This is a genomic window from Streptomyces sp. TOM-9, from assembly GCF_056858595.1.
This window is the reverse complement of the sequence record NZ_JBXEQB010000001.1, coordinates 104,858-122,234: the sequence shown is the minus strand read 5'-3', so window position 1 is coordinate 122,234 and position 17,377 is coordinate 104,858. Positions and strand designations below refer to the sequence as shown.

14 protein-coding genes and 1 pseudogene are annotated in these 17,377 nt (G+C 69.4%); 6 read left to right on the top strand and 9 right to left on the bottom strand.

The window, feature by feature from the left end; translation table 11 throughout:
• Window positions 1-91: 91 nt before the first annotated feature.
• From AC1VWI_RS00570 to AC1VWI_RS00550, 5 genes and pseudogenes are all read right to left on the bottom strand, one after another.
• Window positions 92-1,288, bottom strand: coding sequence for an epoxide hydrolase family protein (locus AC1VWI_RS00570; protein ID WP_499508865.1), 1,197 nt, complete (start codon window positions 1,286-1,288; stop codon window positions 92-94).
• Window positions 1,289-1,689: 401 nt separating this feature from the next.
• On the bottom strand, window positions 1,690-3,180 hold the full coding sequence (locus AC1VWI_RS00565; protein ID WP_499508864.1) for a dihydrolipoyl dehydrogenase family protein: 1,491 nt from the start codon (window positions 3,178-3,180) through the stop codon (window positions 1,690-1,692).
• A 263-nt stretch (window positions 3,181-3,443) separates the two neighbouring features.
• A pseudogene (locus tag AC1VWI_RS00560) lies at window positions 3,444-3,536 on the bottom strand (VOC family protein); the annotation flags it as partial.
• 691 nt (window positions 3,537-4,227) lie between these two features.
• Window positions 4,228-5,469, bottom strand: a complete 1,242-nt coding sequence (locus AC1VWI_RS00555; protein ID WP_499508863.1) for a hypothetical protein — start codon at window positions 5,467-5,469, stop codon at window positions 4,228-4,230.
• Window positions 5,470-5,640: 171 nt separating this feature from the next.
• Window positions 5,641-7,422 (bottom strand): histidine kinase, encoded by a 1,782-nt coding sequence (locus tag AC1VWI_RS00550; RefSeq protein ID WP_499508862.1) that lies wholly within the window; start codon window positions 7,420-7,422, stop codon window positions 5,641-5,643.
• Window positions 7,423-7,652: 230 nt separating this feature from the next.
• Here AC1VWI_RS00550 and AC1VWI_RS00545 point away from each other — a divergent pair, with 230 nt between their 5' ends.
• The 4 genes from AC1VWI_RS00545 to AC1VWI_RS00530 all read left to right on the top strand — a co-directional run bounded on the left by AC1VWI_RS00545 (window position 7,653) and on the right by AC1VWI_RS00530 (window position 11,665).
• Window positions 7,653-9,032 (top strand): TRAP transporter substrate-binding protein, encoded by a 1,380-nt coding sequence (locus tag AC1VWI_RS00545; protein WP_499508861.1) that lies wholly within the window; start codon window positions 7,653-7,655, stop codon window positions 9,030-9,032.
• A gap of 101 nt (window positions 9,033-9,133) precedes the next feature.
• A complete protein-coding gene (locus tag AC1VWI_RS00540; RefSeq protein ID WP_499508860.1) occupies window positions 9,134-9,469 on the top strand; it encodes a response regulator in 336 nt (111 codons plus the stop codon).
• Between the two features lie 7 nt (window positions 9,470-9,476).
• The gene (locus AC1VWI_RS00535) at window positions 9,477-11,018 is read left to right on the top strand and encodes a sensor histidine kinase (RefSeq protein WP_499508859.1); all 1,542 of its coding nucleotides are present in this window, start codon (window positions 9,477-9,479) and stop codon (window positions 11,016-11,018) included.
• Window positions 11,015-11,665 carry a LuxR C-terminal-related transcriptional regulator gene (locus AC1VWI_RS00530; protein WP_499508858.1) on the top strand — a complete coding sequence of 217 codons (651 nt, stop codon included), beginning with the start codon at window positions 11,015-11,017 and terminating at the stop codon, window positions 11,663-11,665. The genes AC1VWI_RS00535 and AC1VWI_RS00530 overlap by 4 nt, the downstream gene beginning before the upstream one ends.
• A 180-nt stretch (window positions 11,666-11,845) precedes the next feature.
• On the opposite strand, the gene AC1VWI_RS00525 is transcribed toward AC1VWI_RS00530, so the two are convergent.
• From AC1VWI_RS00525 to AC1VWI_RS00510, 4 genes are all read right to left on the bottom strand, one after another.
• The gene (locus AC1VWI_RS00525; RefSeq protein ID WP_499508857.1) at window positions 11,846-12,388 is read right to left on the bottom strand and encodes a DUF302 domain-containing protein; all 543 of its coding nucleotides are present in this window, start codon (window positions 12,386-12,388) and stop codon (window positions 11,846-11,848) included.
• 96 nt (window positions 12,389-12,484) lie between these two features.
• Window positions 12,485-12,988 (bottom strand): winged helix-turn-helix transcriptional regulator, encoded by a 504-nt coding sequence (locus AC1VWI_RS00520; RefSeq protein WP_499508856.1) that lies wholly within the window; start codon window positions 12,986-12,988, stop codon window positions 12,485-12,487.
• 335 nt (window positions 12,989-13,323) lie between these two features.
• Window positions 13,324-14,730: an amidase gene (locus AC1VWI_RS00515; protein WP_499508855.1), complete on the bottom strand. Its 1,407-nt coding sequence runs from the start codon at window positions 14,728-14,730 to the stop codon at window positions 13,324-13,326.
• Window positions 14,731-14,830: 100 nt separating this feature from the next.
• On the bottom strand, window positions 14,831-15,199 hold the full coding sequence (locus AC1VWI_RS00510; protein ID WP_499508854.1) for a hypothetical protein: 369 nt from the start codon (window positions 15,197-15,199) through the stop codon (window positions 14,831-14,833).
• A gap of 26 nt (window positions 15,200-15,225) precedes the next feature.
• Here AC1VWI_RS00510 and AC1VWI_RS00505 point away from each other — a divergent pair, with 26 nt between their 5' ends.
• Together AC1VWI_RS00505 and AC1VWI_RS00500 are read left to right on the top strand one after the other, a co-directional pair.
• Window positions 15,226-15,831 carry a TetR/AcrR family transcriptional regulator gene (locus AC1VWI_RS00505; protein ID WP_499508853.1) on the top strand — a complete coding sequence of 202 codons (606 nt, stop codon included), beginning with the start codon at window positions 15,226-15,228 and terminating at the stop codon, window positions 15,829-15,831.
• Between the two features lie 324 nt (window positions 15,832-16,155).
• Window positions 16,156-16,926 (top strand): SDR family oxidoreductase, encoded by a 771-nt coding sequence (locus AC1VWI_RS00500; protein ID WP_499508852.1) that lies wholly within the window; start codon window positions 16,156-16,158, stop codon window positions 16,924-16,926.
• The last annotated feature ends 451 nt before the right edge of the window (window positions 16,927-17,377 follow it).

The following is a 17,377-nucleotide window of genomic DNA, read 5'->3' as shown; positions in this document are numbered from 1 at the left end:
CGACCCGGGGCGGCCGGGCAGCTCGGTATCGAGCCGCTCGGCCGCCCCGCCGGGCTACGGTCTGTGCACGCGATAGGGCGCGACCGACCGGTCAGCGCATCGAGCGGAAGCCCGTGCGGACCTCGTTCACGAACAGCTCCGGCTGCTCCCAGGCGGCGAAGTGACCGCCCTTGGGGAGCCGGTTGTAGTGGACGAGGTTGGGGTAGGCCCGCTCGGTCCAGCTCTTGGGGGCCTGGTAGAGCTCGTCGGGGAAGGCGCTGACGGCGACCGGGAGCTTGACATTGTTGATGCCGAAGAACGAGGTGGTGTTCTCCGCGTACAGACGTGCCGCGGAGATCGCCGTGTTGGTCAGCCAGAACAGCGTGATGTTGTCCAGGACGTCATCGCGGGACAGGCCCTCGCCGACGCCGTTGAAAGCCCGGGTGATCAGGGCCAGGCTCTTCGCGTCGTGGTCGAGCATGAAAGAGGCCAGGCCGACCGGGGAGTCCGCGAGTCCGGTCAGGGACTGCGGGCGGTCGCCCATCATGTAGGCGTAGTACACGTGCCGGTAGACGAAGCCGAGCTGCTCGACCGCGCCCTGCTCCTCCTCGGACAGCGACAGGCCCTCGGGCAGCGGGTCGCCCTTGGCGAGCGCGGCGTCGATGTCGGCCGGAATCACCTTGGGCATGTTGGTGTGGATGCCGGCCAGGCCCTGCGGCTCCTGCGCACCCATCAGGTCGGTGACGATCGCGCCCCAGTCGCCGCCCTGCGCGACGTACTTGGTGTAGCCCAGGCGCTCCATCAGCTCACCCCAGGCGCGGGCGATGCGCTCGGGGCCCCAGCCCTTGGCGGCGGGCTTGCCGGAGAAGCCGTAGCCCGGCATCGAGGGGATCACCACGTGGAAGGCGTCGGAGGCGTCACCGCCGTGGGCGGTGGGGTTGGTCAGCGGCTCGATGATCTTCAGCTGCTCGACGACCGAGCCCGGCCAGCCGTGCGTGACGATGACCGGCAGCGCGTCCTCGTGCTTGGAGCGGACGTGGATGAAGTGAATGTCCAGCCCGTCGATCTCGGTGATGAACTGCGGGTAGGAGTTCAGCTTCGCCTCGACCTTGCGCCAGTCGTACTCCTTCGCCCAGTACTCCGCGAGCTTGCGCACCGTGTCGAGCTGGGTGCCCTGGGACTGGTCCTCGACGGTCTCCTTCTCGGGGAAGCGCGTGGCCTGGATGCGCTGCCGCAGGTCCGCGAGTTCCGCCTCGGAGAACTGGACGGTGAACGGACGGATGGCGTGCCGGTCGGTGGTGACGGACATGATGGTCTCCCAAAGGTCAAAATCAATGAGCAGGAAAGGCGGGCGACACGAAGTTCGCCGGGATTTCAGCGACTTGCGATCCCGCCGGCCGGCTGAGGCCTTGTGGCCCGTTCCTGTTTTCCGGCGCACTTCAATCATGGGCGCGGGCTGTAAGCGCGGTAATCCGGAACGTGACCTAGATTCCGTGGCGGCGGTGGTGTCGTTCCTAGGTAACGTGACGCGGTACCGCCGGCCACCGTCATGACAGTCACGCGACCCGCGACATGCGGGCGGCGGCGCGCTCCTTGCCGAGCGGTCGCCCGGCAGGGCGCATGGGGAAGGCGTGAATCCCGCGACAGGTCAGCGGAACGAGGTCCGCAGGAGGGGTTCTACGGCACGGGGCAGCGCAATGCGCGGTGAAATCAACGTCCGGCGGCGAACACCGGAAGCGTCGGGCCCCCACGTCCGGCGGCCCTGGCGCCTCGGCCCCGGTGAGTCTCCAGCAGCCTCAGCCAGATCTCGCTGATCGTGGGGAAGGCGGGCACGGCATGCCAGAGCCGGTCGATCGGCACCTCGCCGGCGACGGCGACGGTGGCCGAATGCACCAGTTCTGCCACGCCGGGCCCGGCGAACGTCACGCCGGCCACGGTGCCACGGTCGAGGTCGACGAGCATGCGGGCCTGACCGCGGTACCCCTCGGCGTACCGGTGGGCGCCCGCCACCTGCGCCAGGTCGTAGTCGACCACCTTGATCCGGTGCCCGAAACCGACGGCGTCGTGAGTGGTCATGCCGACGGAGGCGACTTCGGGATGCGTGAAGACCACCTGCGGTACGGCCATGTGGTCGGCGGTGGCCACATGCGCACCCCACAGGGCGTCGTCGACCACCTCGCCGCCTGCACGCGCCGCGATGGCGGCGCCGGCGATGCGAGCCTGGTACTTGCCCTGGTGGGTCAGCAGGGCGCGGTGGTTGACGTCGCCGACGGCGTACAACCAGCCGTCGGCGACGCCGGTCACGCGGAAGGTGTCGTCCACCTTCAGCCAGTCGCCCGGGGTGAGACCGATCGTCTCCAGCCCCAGGTCCCAGGTGTTGGGGGCCCGGCCGGTGGCGAACAGGATCTCGTCCGCCACCAGGTGCCCGCCGCCGGCAAGGCCGATCTGGACCTCGCCGTTCTCACGCGCCAGGCGGGCCACCGAGGTCTGGAACCGGACGTCGACGCCCGCCTCACGCAGGCCGTCCGCCACCAGCCGGCCGGCGAAGGATTCCATCCGCTGCAGCAGCCCGTCCTCGCGGACCAGCAAGGTCACCTCGGAGCCGAGCGCCTGCCAGGCCGTGGCCATCTCGACGGCCACCACGCCGCCGCCGACGATGGCCAGGCGTTCGGGGACCTCGCCGGCACTGGTTGCCTCACGGCTGGTCCACGCACGGACGGTGTCCAGGCCGGGAACCGCGGGCACAGCCGCATGGGTGCCGGTGGCCACGGCCACGGCATGCCGCGCCGAGAGCGTGACCGTGTCCCTGTCGGCGGTCTCGACGCGGACCGTTCGGGGGCCGTCGAGCCAGCCATGGCCGCGGATCAGATCGACGCCGACCGACTCCAGCCAGCGGACCTGGTCCTCGTCCTTCCAGTAGGAGGCCATCTTGTCGCGGTGAGCCAGGACCGCCCCGGAGTCCAGTGGCCCGGCGACCGCCCGGCCAAGCCCCGGGACCCGGCGCGCGTCAGCCTGCACCACCACCGGGCGCAGCAGCGCCTTGCTGGGGTCGCAGGCCCAGAACGAGCACTCGCCGCCCAGCAGTTCACGCTCCACGATCACGGTGCTCAACCCGGCGGCACGAGCGCGTTCGGCCACGTTCTCGCCCACCGGCCCTGCGCCGATGACGATCACGTCGTAAGTGCGGGTGGTCTCGTCCATCACTGCTCCGTACGGGTGCGGGGGGAATCGGGTCGGGAATGGCAGGGCCCGGATGACTGCCGACACGCGCGCTCACGGTCGCGTGCAGCGAAAGGGGGAGGCGGGCCGCCCGCCGACGGACTCCCGTGGCGACCGTCGGGGAGTGTGTGCCGGTGGTGGTGCGCCGGAGGCAGCAGGGGGAGCGGCGGCTGACCGCAGGGCCCGGTCCGGCACCGGGTGGAGGGCCGGACGGGGCGACGTCAGCGGCCGGGGAGCCGCTTGCTCGCTTCCAGACGGAAGCCGACCTTCTCGTAGAAGTCCTTGGCCCGGTCGATGCCGGAGACGGGGAGCACGATCATTTCGAGCTTCAAGTCCATGCGGGACGTCCTCCAGATACTGATTCTTGAATGGCGAAAGGGCAGCACTCGACGCGCCACGTGTTCATTGATGTGACGGCGCCGGCACAGCGGCGCGTACAGCCCGGCTGCCACAACGGGCATGCGATCGGGCAAGAGGGTCAGCCGATTACTGCCGGCTCCAACCCACACCGGAAAGATACCCGTCATTTAACTTTGACGCAAGCAATACTTGCACACTTAACAATTGCCAAAGGTATTTCCTTGATCGAAAAGTGTCTCACCGGACGGTGATCCTTCGAGTTTCCGCAGGTCGCAGGGGATACGTCCCGTTGAGGCACACCTTCCCAGGGCTGGATGCGATCGTGAGCGCTGACCCCTGGCGTCACATGGGCCCCTTACGTGCGGCGCATTCGGCCCCGACGCCTCCGACGATCCCCAGTCGGCAGGCGAGGTGCTGCCCCCGCTGAAAGCCCAGGATCGCGAACAGCACCTTTTGATGGATCCGCCCGCCAGGCCGGCCATGGGGGGAGAGCGCGGGCTCAGCCGATCGGTGGGACGGAACGGAGGTGCTTCACATGCCAGGCAGTGACGCGCTCGCCCTCGTTGACGGCAGGGGTGCTGGGGACTCCCGAATCTCAAGAATCCCCATCAAGTGGCGCGGGTGGAAGGGACACCGTAGCCGTCCCGAACCGTGTGGACGTGCGCGGCGCTAATGGAACAGGACTGCGAACAGGGCGGGTACTGCGGGGGCGAACAGGTAGAGCGCGATGCCGGTCATGGCTTTCCGCGTCGTCACCGGGAGTACCGGCTGGGACCAGACCTTTGCCACCGCCTCGTCGACGTTCTCCTCGGAGCCGTGGTGTTCGTGCAGGGACTGCACGTAGGCCTGCTTGGCTGCCAGCGCCGAGTGGTAGCCGATCGAGGAGGGGTAGACGATCACGGCCATGTCCACGATCATCACCGCCAGGATGAGGAACACCATCCAGGGGGTTGCCGGCAGCCAGACGGTGAAGAGGATCAGCAGACCGATCAGATGGGCGAGGGCGGAGCCGTAGGTCCACAGCATGAACCGGCGCAACGGGCGCAGCCCCTGGAAGCCGTCGCTGTTGTACTCCGTGTTCGGCGTCACCCCGAATCCCAGGATCCAGGACCGGTACAGGTAGCTGGTGAACACGACGCCCATCACCAGCTGCTTGGAAAGGAAGTAGAAGGCGTAGGTGCCGGCCACGCACAGGGCGACGGCCATCTCGGGGTGCGTGTGCCAGTTGGCCCACCAGGCGTCGTACACGCTCGAGCGCCAGACGCGATCGGGCAGTGCGGTCGGGTTCCACGTCTCCATGAGCCCGTGGGTGTCCACGAAGGCGTACAGCGATACGGTGCCGATGGCCATGGCCAGCATGATGGGCGCGGAGACCCGCTTGCGGCCCAGTACCCGGAACCACTTGTTGGTCTTGCGGACCAAGTCGTTGAGCCGGCGGACCGAGCGCTCGTCGAGCAGCCGTGCCGCACCACCGTTGCGTTCGTTCATCTGCACGAACTCGGCGATCGCCTGTACCTGCTGGCAACAGAAGACCGGCGTGATGAAGATGATCGCCAGTATGACCAGGCCGGCCACGTCCTGAAGCAACGACAGGCTCACACCACTGAGGTCGGTGGCGTCGGAGCCAAGGTAACTCAGGGCCCACCGCCTGTCCGTGCCGGACGGCGGCCCCAGCACTCCACCGGCTTGCGCCAAGCCCAGCAGCGTGACAGCGAAAGCCCCGCTGATCAGCAAGATCTTCGTCTTGGCCGTCAGGGGAAAGTACAGAAGGCGGATCAACGTGCGTGCGGCCGGCCGTCGTGACCGCGGCAGCCTGCGTATCCAACGCATCACCGGGCGGAAATCGGTCGGCTCGAACGAACGAAAGATGCTTCCTATCCGCTGTGGCTCCAAGGCCTCCAACTGCCCCATTTCGTCCCCCGATCGTGACACGTTGTGAGTTCATTGACAGTGAGCCTGACGGGGACCTCCACCTTGACGAAGGTCCCTCTCCATGCCGCCCTTGGCGGCTTGCTGCGTAGGTGCTGGGGCCGCCTCGGGGCGGCGGTGCGGCCGCGGTCTTCCACGGGCCGTGACGGTTGATCAGCCCCGTGTCGAGTGCTGGGGATCGGCGACGGCGATGTGGCCCGTACCGCGCAGTGGAAGCTTCAGGGTTACCTCATTCCTGCCCCCCTCGGTGCGGATGGTGAGCACGCCTTCGAGCGTGGTGACCCGGTCGGCCAGGTCGGCGAGGTCTGGCATCTCGCCTTCCACCACGATGGATGCGATCAGTTGCCCGTCGCACCCGTCGCACCCGTCGCACCCGTCGCACCCGTCGCACCCGTCGGCGCGGACCCTCGTCGTCCGGTTCTCGCTCACTTTGTCCACTATCAGGTAGACCGTGGATTCCACGACGTCGGGGAAGCGCGTGTGTGGGACATCTCCGACGTGAAGGTCCCGGGTCTGGCCGAGCGCGTCCAGTGCGACGGCGAGGCCGGCTTCTTTCAACAGCACCGGGTAGATACCGTGCGCCAGCCGTCTGAGCCCCAAGATGGCCTGTTCGAGTTCCGCCTCGGCCTGGTCCAGGTGGGGTGTGACGGCCCGCGTGCGCATGCGCAGCAGCCGCAGTCCCAAGGCCAGGCCGACCAGGCGCTGCTGGGCGCCGTCGTGCAGGTCGCGTTCCAGACGCCGGCGCTCCTCGTCGCCCGCGGTGACGATGCGGGCGCCCGAGTCACGCAGATCGGCGAGTTGGGCAAGGATCTCGGCGTTCAGGCGCTCGTTCTCCAGCGCCAGATGGACGGCGGACAGCAGGTCGTCGACCATACCGGGGTTGTCCAGCAACCCAGGTCGGTGGATCAGGGTGGCGATGTCCGAGCCGCCGCGGCGAAGCCTGGTGGTGGCCCTGCCGTCGCGCGGAGGCAGAGAGAGCGCCCTGGCGGTTGCGTCAACTTGGCGGTGGCCCGCATCGACCGGGTAGGCGATCTGCAGGTCCGGGTCGCCGAGGCGCCTGGCGATCGCGTCGCGCAGCCCGCCCGGAGCGGAAGTACCGTCCATGTCGATCACCAGGCGGGTCAGCTCGCGCTGCCTCAGCCGGGCGCGGACCGGCTCCGCGATCACGGCGGCCGCCAGCAGGAACAGTGCCCCGGCTTGGGCCTGCCACAGCCGGACGTCGTCTGCGTCGAAGCCGAGGAACCCGCGGTCCAGGCTCCGGATGTACGAGAGGGCCACGGCCGCGAAGTAGCCGAGGGCGCACAGCGTCGGGACGCCCGTGGACCGCCGTCGGGCCGGGCTCGATGTGACCAGGCGCCAGGCGAGGAGGACGACGAGCGTCAGCAGCCACACCGTGCCCGCCCGCACGCCCAGCGATGCGATGCCCTGCACACGGGCCGGATCGTCGGCAACGGCCCACCAATTGCGTGGGCACTGCGCGCAGCCTTGGGCCCGGGGGCGGAAGTACGCAGCCGTGCCCGCCCCTTGCACGCCGACGGTGATCGCGTACCCTGCAGCCGTGACCGCGCGCGCGGGCCATGACCCCAGCCGGCCGGCGGGGTAGGCCAGCGCCAGGTGCGCCACCGCCGCCGGGCAGGCGGTGTACAGGGCGAGACCGAGGGTGAACGCGACCGATGAAGTCGTCCCCGGAGTGTCCCACTCCGACAGGAACCAGGCGTACGCCACGAGGAACAGCAGCAGCCCGCAGCGTTTGCCGGGAGCCCACCAGCCAAGGGCGAGGGCGCCGATCAGCAGCGCCCAGCCCGCCCCCAGCAAGGCGATGAGGCCGTGCGGTGTCATGAGCGCCGGCGAGAAGCCCGGCTCCGATCGGGCGAGCGCCACGGTGACGAGACTGAGTGCGGCTCCCAGCCCGAGAAGCAGCAGACGTGTGGGCATCGGCGGCCCCCCGGCAGGCGATGTGCTGGTCTGCGCACGATGGTCCCGTGTGCGGCCTTGCTCCGGAACAGGGCTGTCCCTGATTCTTGCCTGGTGTGGTGCGGGGACAGCCCCGATGTCCGGGTACGGAGGCGTTCCTAGCGTCGTGGGCATCCAATGTGGGAGGTGCCCCGGTGAGGCGACAGAAACCAGGAACGTGGGCCGCTGCAGCGGCAGTTGTGGGAGCCCTGATGGTCTCGGCGGGCTGCTCGTCCTCCTCGCCCGATCGGGCCGGAGGCCATGCCGGCGCCGATGCCACCGTGCTCACCCTCGCCAACGCGGGCGGGGCCATTGAGCCGCCGCAACTGGTGGCCTGGGCCAAGCAGGTTGATCGTCTGTCCAACGGGACGCTCAAGATCGAATTTCGGGACGAGTGGCGCGAGGGGGAAGCCCGGCCCGAGGTGCCGACGCTGGACGACATCCGCAAGGGCAAGGCGGACATGGCATGGGTGGGAGCCCGGGTGTTCGACCGGGTCGGGATCACGGACTTCCAGGCGCTGCTGGCCCCCATGCTGGTGGACAGCTACGAGCTGGAGGCGAAGGTGTTCCAGGCCGGCATTCCGGCGAAGATGCTCGCCGGAGCGCAGAAGGCCGGTGTGGTCGGCATCGGCGTGCTACCGGGGCCTTTGACGCGCCTGGTCGGTACCCGCGATCCCCTGATGAACCCCGATGCCCTCAACGGTGAGAGGATCGTCAGCCAGGACTCGGCCCTGATGGACCAGAGCCTCAAGGCGTGGGGAGCCACTCCGGTCCTGGCACCCGCCGACGTGGACCTCAGCGGCTACGGCGGCATCCAAATGCAGCTGGGCGCGGTCGTCAGCCGGCACCACGACCGCGATGCCGGGTACGTGACCGGCAACATCAACCTCTGGCCACGCCCGCTCGTCATCGTCATGGGCAAGGCGGCCCATGACAGGCTCTCCGCACGACAGCGGCACGTCCTCGACAGCGCGCTCCAGCAGACGATCACGCAGGCCGTGGACGTCTCCCGGGCCGAGGACCGGGAATCCGCGCCCACCCTGTGCAGGCTGGGGATGAAGCTCCCGTCGGCATCGGCCGCGGACCTGAAGGCCATGGAGTCGGCCGTGGCACCGGTCTACGCCAGACTGCGCAAGAACAAGCAGACGGCCGACTGGCTCGAGCAGATCCAGTACCTCAAGGAGACGACCGGCGTCGGACCGGACACCGCCTCATGCCCAGCCAAGTCGACCACCGCCGGCCCCCTGGAAGGACGCTGGACGCGCACCATGACCGAGGGCGACTGGCGGCACTGGCCAGGAGACGAGAACTGGACCGAGCACCCGCCGGCGGGCACCTGGACACTGACCTTCGACAGCGGCATCGTCACCAAGACCGACCCGGACGGCGAGGTGGAACGGTGGCCCTACCAGACGTTCCGCGACCGGATCCATCTTGCAGGGTCCTTCACGTTCAACGCCACCTTCCGCCTGACCGGCGACCAACTGACCTTCGACAACTTCGACTTCGGCGGCTGCACCGACTGCGGCGGCTACGCCGTCACCTTCGGCGGCTCCAAACAGCCCTGGACCAGGACCTCATCGGCGAGCTGAACAAGACCGGCTGTGACGGCGGCCGCGCGTCGGGGACAGCCCTGATGCGCGACCGCCGCCGGTGCTGCCACCATCGGGCTGTGGGCCCAACGCTGCTGATCGTGGACGACCACGCAGGCTTCCGTACCTTCGCCAGAGCACTGCTGGAGGCGGAGGGATTCGACGTGGTCGGGGAAGCCTCGGACGGCGCGTCGGCCGTGCTCGCAGCCGAGCAACTGGCCCCCCGGATCGTGCTGCTGGACATCGTGCTGCCCGACCTCGACGGCTTCGAAGTCTGCGCACGCCTGACCGCCCACGCACGCACTCCGCCCGCGGTCGTCCTCACCTCCAGCCGTGACGCCACGACCTACGCGGACCGGCTCCGCCGCTGCGCCGCCCGCGGGTTCATCGCCAAGGACCAGCTGTCGGGCACCTCACTGCTGGCACTGGCGGGGTGAGCTCGCCATGCCCGACCGGATCCTGACGGCGGCCGACGTCGCGGTCGGCACGATTCTGCTCACCTCCGGCACGGTGGCCTGGGCGGGCCGACGCCACAGCCGTGCCGGCCTGCTCATGGCCGTGGCCGGGGCCTGTTGGTTCCTGGGCAACGCCTTTGCCGCCCTGGTGTTCCTCCACCGCGGACCGCTCATCCATCTCCACCTGTCCTATCCGACGGGACGACTGCATCGGCGGCCGGCCACCACCGCGGTCGTCATCGCCGCCTACGCCGTGGCCGTCTACGAGGGCTACACGCAGACCCCGTGGCTGACTGCCGGACTGTCGGCCCTCGTCGTCGTGGCCGCCCTCGACGTCTTCGCCCGCACCTCGGGACCCACCCGCAGGGCAGGGCGGCCGGCGCTGGCTGCCGCACTGGTCTTCGCCGGCGTCCTCGCCCTGGGCAGCGCCAACGTGGCCCTGCAATGGGGTGCGGACCGCGCCGTCCTGCTGACCTACGACGCGGCCGTCGCCGTGGTGGTGCTCTGGCTGACGGTGGATCTGCTCCACGGGCGCTGGAGCGAGGCCACCGTATCCGACCTCGTCACGCAACTGGGCCGGCGTACGGACACCTCGGGACTCCAGGCCCAGCTGGCCAGGACGCTGGGCGACCCCGGCCTGACGCTGGGCTACTGGATGCCGCAGCAGCAGGCATACGTCGACGAGGCCGGCCGGCCGCTGGACGTCGAACGCCGCGCCGCCGGGCGGGTGACGTCGGCTGTCGAGGACGACGGGGAGCCCGTCGCCATCCTCATTCACGACCCCGCGGTACTCGACGACGAGAAGCTGGTCGCCGGGGCGACCGCGGCGCTGCGCCTGGCCGTCGCCAACGCGCGGATGAGGGCCGAGGTCCGCGCCCGCGTTGCCGAGCTCGCCGCTTCCCGCCGCCGCGTCGTGGAGGCGGCGGACGCCCAGCGACGGGCCCTGGAAGCGGAGCTGGCAGCCGGCGCACAGCAGCACCTGACCCAGGCGGCGCACCATCTCGCCGCCCTTCAGGCCGAAGCGGACGACGAACTGCGAGCCATGCTGCCGCAGGTGCTGAGCGAAGTGACCGCAGCTCGGTACGAACTCGCGGAGTTCGCCCAAGGGGTGCGGCCGCACAGCCTCACCGCGGGCGGACTTCACGCCTCCCTGCCGCTGCTTGCCGTCCGGTCCGGGGTGGAGGTCAAGGTGGTGGTCGGCGTCGGCCGGCTACCGCCCCCGGTCGAGGCCGCGGCGTACTTCCTCTGCGCCGAAGCACTGACGAACATCGCCAAGCACGCGGCAGCCACATCCTCGAGCGTCGAGGTCGTCGCGCAAGCGGACAACGTCGTGGTGCGTGTGACCGACGACGGCCGCGGCGGTGCCGACCCCGACGGCTCGGGCCTGCGCGGGATCGCCGACCGTGTCGAAGCCCTGGGCGGCAGCATCACCATCGGCGGCGGTGCCACAGGCGGGACACAGCTCGTGGCCAGGATCCCGGCCACGGGGATGCAGCACTACGGAGATCGGGAACAGGGGGACGTCCGGTGAAGATCGTGATCGCAGACGACTCGATGCTGATCCGCGAAGGCCTGACGCGACTGCTCGCAGAGGCCGGCTGTCAGGTGGTGGCCACCGCCGACAACACCACCACACTGATGCGCGAGCTGGACTTCGTTGTCGCCGATGCGGTGATCATGGACATCAAGATGCCGCCGACCTATACCGACGAGGGCCTCCTCGCGGCTCACCGACTGCGATCCACGCATCCCGCCATGGGCGTACTCCTCCTGTCGCAATACCTCGAAACCCACTACGCCATGCGGCTGATCAGCAACGCGCCCGATCACCTCGGCTATCTCCTCAAGGAACGCGTATCGGACGTCGCCCTGCTCGTCGACGCGCTGCGCCGCGTCATCGAGGGCGAATGCGTCATCGATCCCACGATCGTGACCACGCTGATGCGCAGGCCACGCGACCCCAGCCCCCTCACGAGTCTCACCGCACGCGAACTCCAGGTGCTGGCACTCATGGCCGAGGGGCGCTCGAACGCCGCCATCGCCGGGAACCTCTCGATGAGCCCCAAGACACTGGAAGCCCACGTCCGGCAGATCCTGCAGAAACTGTCCCTGCACCAGTCGCCGAACGACCACCGTCGCGTGCTCGCCGTCCTGAAGTACCTCCAGACCACGCGCTGACATCGCGCGACGTGTGGCGTGGTCCACGTCCTCGGCCGGATCCGGGGTGAGGCCGCGGGCCCCACGAGCGCGCGGTCCCGGTGGTGTGTGGTGCTGACCAACCCGTTCGCCGGCGCCGCGAGCGTGCCGACGTCGGCCACCGGTCCGGCGGTCCGGATGTTCAGGGGCCTCGCCGGCCGGTCAGGTCAGTTTGTCGGGCACGGGGACGCCGAGGTGGGCGAGCAGCGCGCCGACCTTGCGGTCCAGCTCGCGCCCCACTTCGGTGATTTCGGGCCGGCCGAGGGCGCTCACCGTGTCGCTGGGACGGTCGATGGCGAACATCGCCTCGCCCGTGGGGGATTCGTGGATCGTGGTGCGCAGGGGTGCGTACATCAGGGCCCCGGCATCGTGCCGGTACATGCGCTCGGCGATGGTGTGATTGCCCATCAGGTACTCGGTGCAGCGGGCCTGGTCGCCGGCGACGCCGAACAGCGGCTGGGCGTCGAACTTCCAGTAGATCATGAACCCCAGTGGCGCGTTCTCGTCGGCGAGCTTGCGTACGGCGCTCCACGAAGCCCGCTCGGTGACGAGCTCGAAGGTGCGCCGGTAGTCCAGCGGCGGGACGGCCTGCTCGAAGCGGGCCCGGAACTGTTTGTAGTTCGTTCCGGCCGGGATCTCCAGTCGGGTGACGGAGCGGGGGAGTGCGCGGATTGTCGGGTGCGTCGTCGTGGTGTGGTGGGCCATGACGGCTCCCTTCTGGCTTGCCTTGTAGGAGCCAGTCTAGGACGCAGGACGAACTCTCTCAACAAAAGCCAGCATTTCGGGCATTGCGGGGGTGGTTCACGGGGTTCCGGCGGCGCCCAGGACCTGGGCGGGGTCGCCCTGCCAGGGCCTGACCCAGGCGGTCTCGGAGCGCGGCACCGGCTTGCGGCAGTGTGGGCAGCGGCGGCCGGGTTCGAACGACTGCCCGCAGGCGCTGTGCACGAGACGCATCGGCTGGGTCGGTGACGCGGGCTCGCTGTGGCTGTTCCCCCACACCATCATGGCGTGCAGGACGGGGAGCAGGTCCTCACCCGCCTGCGTCAGCCGGTACTCCTGGCGGGTCCGGCCGCCGCCCTCGGGCCGGTAAGGGGCGCGTGTGAGCAGCCCCGTTTCGACGAGCTGCCGCAGACGGCTGGACAGGACGTTGTCGGCGATGTCCAGTTCGGCCTTGAACTCGTCGAAGCGCGTCATCCCGATGGTGGCGTTGCGCATGATCAGCAACGTCCACCGGTCGCCCAGGATGTCGGCGGCCCGTCCGATCGGGCATGGTCCATCGGCGGTTCCGCGGCGGGGTCCCGGCATGGCACACCTCCAGACTTGCTTAACGCAAGCCTATGGCTTTTGCCGCCGGGCGCGAGGCCGCCGTCGTCCCCGGGATGTGACCGTGGAGCCCGATGTGGCGGAGGCGGCCGATGCGGCCTCGGTGGCCGGGCAGGCTGCACGTCGCCTGCGACAAGGCGGCCCCCGCGGGCGGCCCGGTCACCGGGGCCGGCAGTACGGACCGCCATGGTGGCCCCCGGTGCCACCGCAGACCTGTGCGCACGCCTGTCCGGCAAGGGGACCGGTCACTGGTACGCGGCGGCTTTATGCTCCAGTCGGCGCCGCAGCACTTCTTGCGGTGGGGCCCCTCGCGGTTGTCAGAGGGCGGGGTGCTGGCCGCGCACCGGGCTGAGTGTCTCCAGCAGCGAGGCGATGTGCAGGATCGTCGATTCCGCGTGCCAGGTGGCCGCCAGCTGGACGCCGATCGGCATGCCGTCGCCGCTGGTGCCGAACCGCATGGACAGGGCCGGCAGTCCCGTCAGGTTGAACGGGACGGTCGTCGACGACACGTGGAAGGGGCCGACGGTCTGGCCGTCGAGGGTGAACTGCCCGAGCTGGTGCTGGTGTGCGGGGATCGTGGTCACCGGGAGCAGCAGGATGTCGTAGTGGTGGAAGTACTCCGCGAAACCGTCCCGGAGCCGCTCGATGCCCTGTTCGGCCCGGACGTAGTCCTCCACGGACGTGTCGGGCATGCCGGCCAGCGTCTTGGAGTAGGTGAACATCTGCTCTTCGTGACCTTCGGTGACCTGGTGGAAGGCGGGCTTGACCTCCATGACGTGCTGCAGGTTGAACAGTTCGAGAGGGTTGTCCCGCTCAAGGGCCGGGATGTTGACGGCGTCGACCGGTACTCCGGCACTCTGCAGGGCGTCGGCGGCCGCCCGCACCGTTGCCGCGACCTCCGTGTCGGTCGGACCGAGTCCGGAGTCGACCAGCCAGCCCACGCGCACGGGCCGGTCCGGCCAGGTGCCCAGGCCGGCGTCGAACTCGCGGGGGGCGGTGGCAAAGCCGTCGGCGCCGTCGGGGCCGGCCAGCAGCCCGTACGCGAGCGCGAGGTCGCGGATGCTGCGGGCCATGGGACCGACGTGCCAGTCACGGCGCGGCTCGCGCGGCCAGATCCCCGTCATCGGGATACGCCCGTGCGTGGGCTTGAAGGACACGACGCCGGTGTCGGCCGCCGGCCCGCGCACCGAGATGGACAGGTCGGTCGCGAGTCCCAGCGGCGACATCCCCGCCGCGATCGCCGCGGACTCCCCGCCGCTGGAACCGCCGGACGAGCGGTCGAGGTCCCAGGGGTTGTTCGTCCTGCCCGTCAGGAGGTTGTCGGACTCCACCCAGTACGAGAACTCCGGGAGATTGGTCTTCGCCAGGAGGATCGCCCCGGCCCGCTTCATGCGCGCCACCGCGGTGGCATCCGTGTCCGGGATGCGCCCGGCGAAGATCGGCGAACCGCGCTGGGTGAGCACTCCGGCGGTGTCGAAGGAGTCCTTGGACGTGAAGGGCACACCGTGCAGCGGCCCCACGTCCCCGCCCGCCGCGAGCTCCTCGTCCGCCGCCCTCGCGGCCTTCAGCGCACCCTCGGCGAGCGTGACGATGGCATTGAGCCGCGGATTGACCGCCTCGATTCGGTCGAGGTGCGCCTGGACCACCTCGGCGGAAGACACCTTCCCGGTACGGATCAGCTCGGCGAGTTCGCTTGCGTCGAAGTAAATGAGATCGGTGGTCATGATGAATCCCTGTCCTCGACCGGTCTGCTCCACCAGTTGAGACCGGTCTGCTCTTTGGTTGTGCCGCCCGGGCTCGGTGAGCCGCAGGCAGCAGGGCTCGTCAGGCGTGCAGGGCCTGGCGGGTGACCGTCGTGGCGCGGCCGGGCCGGCCGGGGCTGCCATGGATTTTCGCGATCATGCCCGCCCCGATCCGGGGGCCTGCGGCGGGCAGCGTGAAGGTCATCATGATGAACACGACGATCCACTCCTCGCAGCGGGGGCCGAACCGGAAATCGTCCTCGGGCCGGGCTCCCCTGCACAGTCCGGTTACCGGTGCCTCGTGCGCCGCCCGCGAGACTGCCTCGATGCGGGCGGCAGGCTCGCCAGGGGGCAGTGAAACTTCAGCGAAAGGCACGAGAGGCTCCTCCTCGATCGAGGTGGCTGCGCTCTTGGGCTTACCGCCCCGTACAGATACTATGTAGGTCAGCATACATGCTACGTGGAGAGGGTGCAGGAGTGGGAAGGCGAACGGACGCCAAGCAGAAGATGGTGCAGGCCGCCAAGCAGCTGATGCGGCAGCGCGGCTACAACGCGACGGCCTTCTCCGACGTGCTCGAGCTCAGCGGCACCTCCCGCGGCTCGGTCTACTTCCACTTCCCCGGAGGCAAGACGCAGCTGGCGATCGAAGCCGCCGAAGCCCACGCCTTCGAGCAGGTCGAGATCATCGACCGGGCCGCCGGACAGGCCACCTCCGCAGTCCAGTTGATCGAGCTCTACGTCGAACTGGGCCGCGACGGCATGATCGTCGGCGACTACGGGCGAGGCTGCGCCGTCGCCCCGCTGATCACCGAGGGCGCCACGCAGGACTCGGCCGAGATCGCCGAAACCGGCCGCCGGGCCTTCTCGCAGATGACCGACCGGCTCGCCTTCCACTTCGTCGCCTTCGGTGTCGAGCGCGCCTCTGCGAGAGTGCTCGCCGACGCCGTGATCGCGGGCATCGAGGGAGCGATGATCACCTCCCGCGCCCTGCGCAGCCCCACTCCGTACGAGGCGGTACGCACCGTTCTGGTCAGCCACGCCGCGAGCGTGTCCCCGAAGAGCGCCGACCGCATCCGTACCTGAAGCCCGCCACCCCACGGGCCGGGCCGACCGTTCAGTGCCACCACGCGTCGTCCCCGCAACCTGACATGTCCGGCCGCCACGCCCTAGCGCTGCGGTGACCGCGCACGCCCTGAAACCCCCAGAGCCCCGGCGCACGCGTGCCCGCGAGCCTCCCTCCGGATCGCCGGGTCGGCCTGCGCATCCCTTGACGCCTACAAACTATGTATGTTGCCCTACATAGCATCTGGTGTCGCGGGAAACGGCAACCACAGCCGATTGGCGATGCCTTCCGTCGCGTGCCGCCCACCCACAGGCCGCCCGCCAGCAAAAAAAGGGGTTCCACTCATGGCCCGCGTACTCATCACCGGCGCGTCCCGGGGCATCGGCAAGGGCACCGCGATAGCGCTCCACGAACAAGGCCACGAGGTCATCGCGACAGCCCGCGACGTGACCATGCTCGAAGACCTGCCGGCGGCACAGAAGTTGCCACTCGACGTCACCGATCAGGCCTCGGTCGACCGGGCGCTGGCCGAGGCCGGCCACGTCGATGTCCTGGTCAGCAACGCCGGAGCGACCGTGCGGGCACCGCTGGAGACGATCCCGCTGGCCGCGCTGGGCGACCTGTTCGAACTCAACACCTTCGGAGCCCTGCGCGTCGCGCAGGGCCTCCTGCCCCAGATGCGCCGGCGCGGGAGCGGGCAGCTGATCTTCATGTCCAGCATCCAGGGCCGCCTGGTGATCCCGCTGATCGGCGCCTACAGCGCGACCAAGCACGCCCTGGAGGCCTTCGCCGAGGTCCTCGCCATCGAAACCGGTCGCTTTGGAGTGTCCGTGCACGTCGTGCAGCCACCCGCGGTGACCTCCGGGGGCGCCGAGCGCGCCCAGGTCCACCTCGACGACAGCAACCCCTACCGCCCCCTGCTGGACAGACTCGGGCCGTTCCGCGCGGCACCCGTCTCCGTCCAAGAGGTCGCCGACGTCGTGACAGCGACGATCGCGCAGGGCGACAAGGCCCCCTTCCGCATTCCCGTCGGCGAAAGCGCGAGGACCATCCTCAGCGCACGCAAGGCCGCACCTGAACACGCACCCTTCCTCGCCGCACACCTGGACTGGTAGTCGTACCCGGCACAGCACAGGCAGCGACGGCGCTCAGTCATGATCCTGGAGTACCGGCCTTCCATTGGCCCGGCCCAGGCGTAGACGCCAGGCGCGCGAAGCGAACGGTGCACGACGGCGCGCCTTGGGATGAAACAGAAGGAGTGCGCCCAAGACGGTTACCCCATCGCCCCACTTGCGTCATCAGCACCTTCATAATCGGCAGTCCCGTAAAGGACCGGCCTCACACCAGACGAAACTAGAACACCAGAGGTTAAAACACCCTTTGAGAAGGTGTTGATGTCGCCGGTCAGCTGCCGATTGACGGCGCCCACTGCCCCGACGGCCAGCACGATGACCGCTGCCGTGGCGGCCAGGAACAGCTTCTTGCCGGGTAGGTCCCGTACGCGGCCGATCTCCCCCGACCCTCGCCTGGGGCACGTCCACGGCGAGTTGTGGCCGTCACCGTCGA

Bases quoted from the DNA above. Each gene is read 5' to 3' on its own strand.
- AC1VWI_RS00570 (WP_499508865.1), bottom strand. From the start codon at position 1,288: ATGTCCGTCACCACCGACCGGCACGCCATCCGTCCGTTCACCGTCCAG.
- AC1VWI_RS00565 (WP_499508864.1), bottom strand. From the start codon at position 3,180: ATGGACGAGACCACCCGCACTTACGACGTGATCGTCATCGGCGCAGGG.
- AC1VWI_RS00555 (WP_499508863.1), bottom strand. From the start codon at position 5,469: ATGGGGCAGTTGGAGGCCTTGGAGCCACAGCGGATAGGAAGCATCTTT.
- AC1VWI_RS00550 (WP_499508862.1), bottom strand. From the start codon at position 7,422: ATGCCCACACGTCTGCTGCTTCTCGGGCTGGGAGCCGCACTCAGTCTC.
- AC1VWI_RS00545 (WP_499508861.1), top strand. From the start codon at position 7,653: ATGGTCTCGGCGGGCTGCTCGTCCTCCTCGCCCGATCGGGCCGGAGGC.
- AC1VWI_RS00535 (WP_499508859.1), top strand. From the start codon at position 9,477: ATGCCCGACCGGATCCTGACGGCGGCCGACGTCGCGGTCGGCACGATT.
- AC1VWI_RS00525 (WP_499508857.1), bottom strand. From the start codon at position 12,388: ATGGCCCACCACACCACGACGACGCACCCGACAATCCGCGCACTCCCC.
- AC1VWI_RS00520 (WP_499508856.1), bottom strand. From the start codon at position 12,988: ATGCCGGGACCCCGCCGCGGAACCGCCGATGGACCATGCCCGATCGGA.
- AC1VWI_RS00515 (WP_499508855.1), bottom strand. From the start codon at position 14,730: ATGACCACCGATCTCATTTACTTCGACGCAAGCGAACTCGCCGAGCTG.
- AC1VWI_RS00510 (WP_499508854.1), bottom strand. From the start codon at position 15,199: ATGCTGACCTACATAGTATCTGTACGGGGCGGTAAGCCCAAGAGCGCA.
- AC1VWI_RS00500 (WP_499508852.1), top strand. From the start codon at position 16,156: ATGGCCCGCGTACTCATCACCGGCGCGTCCCGGGGCATCGGCAAGGGC.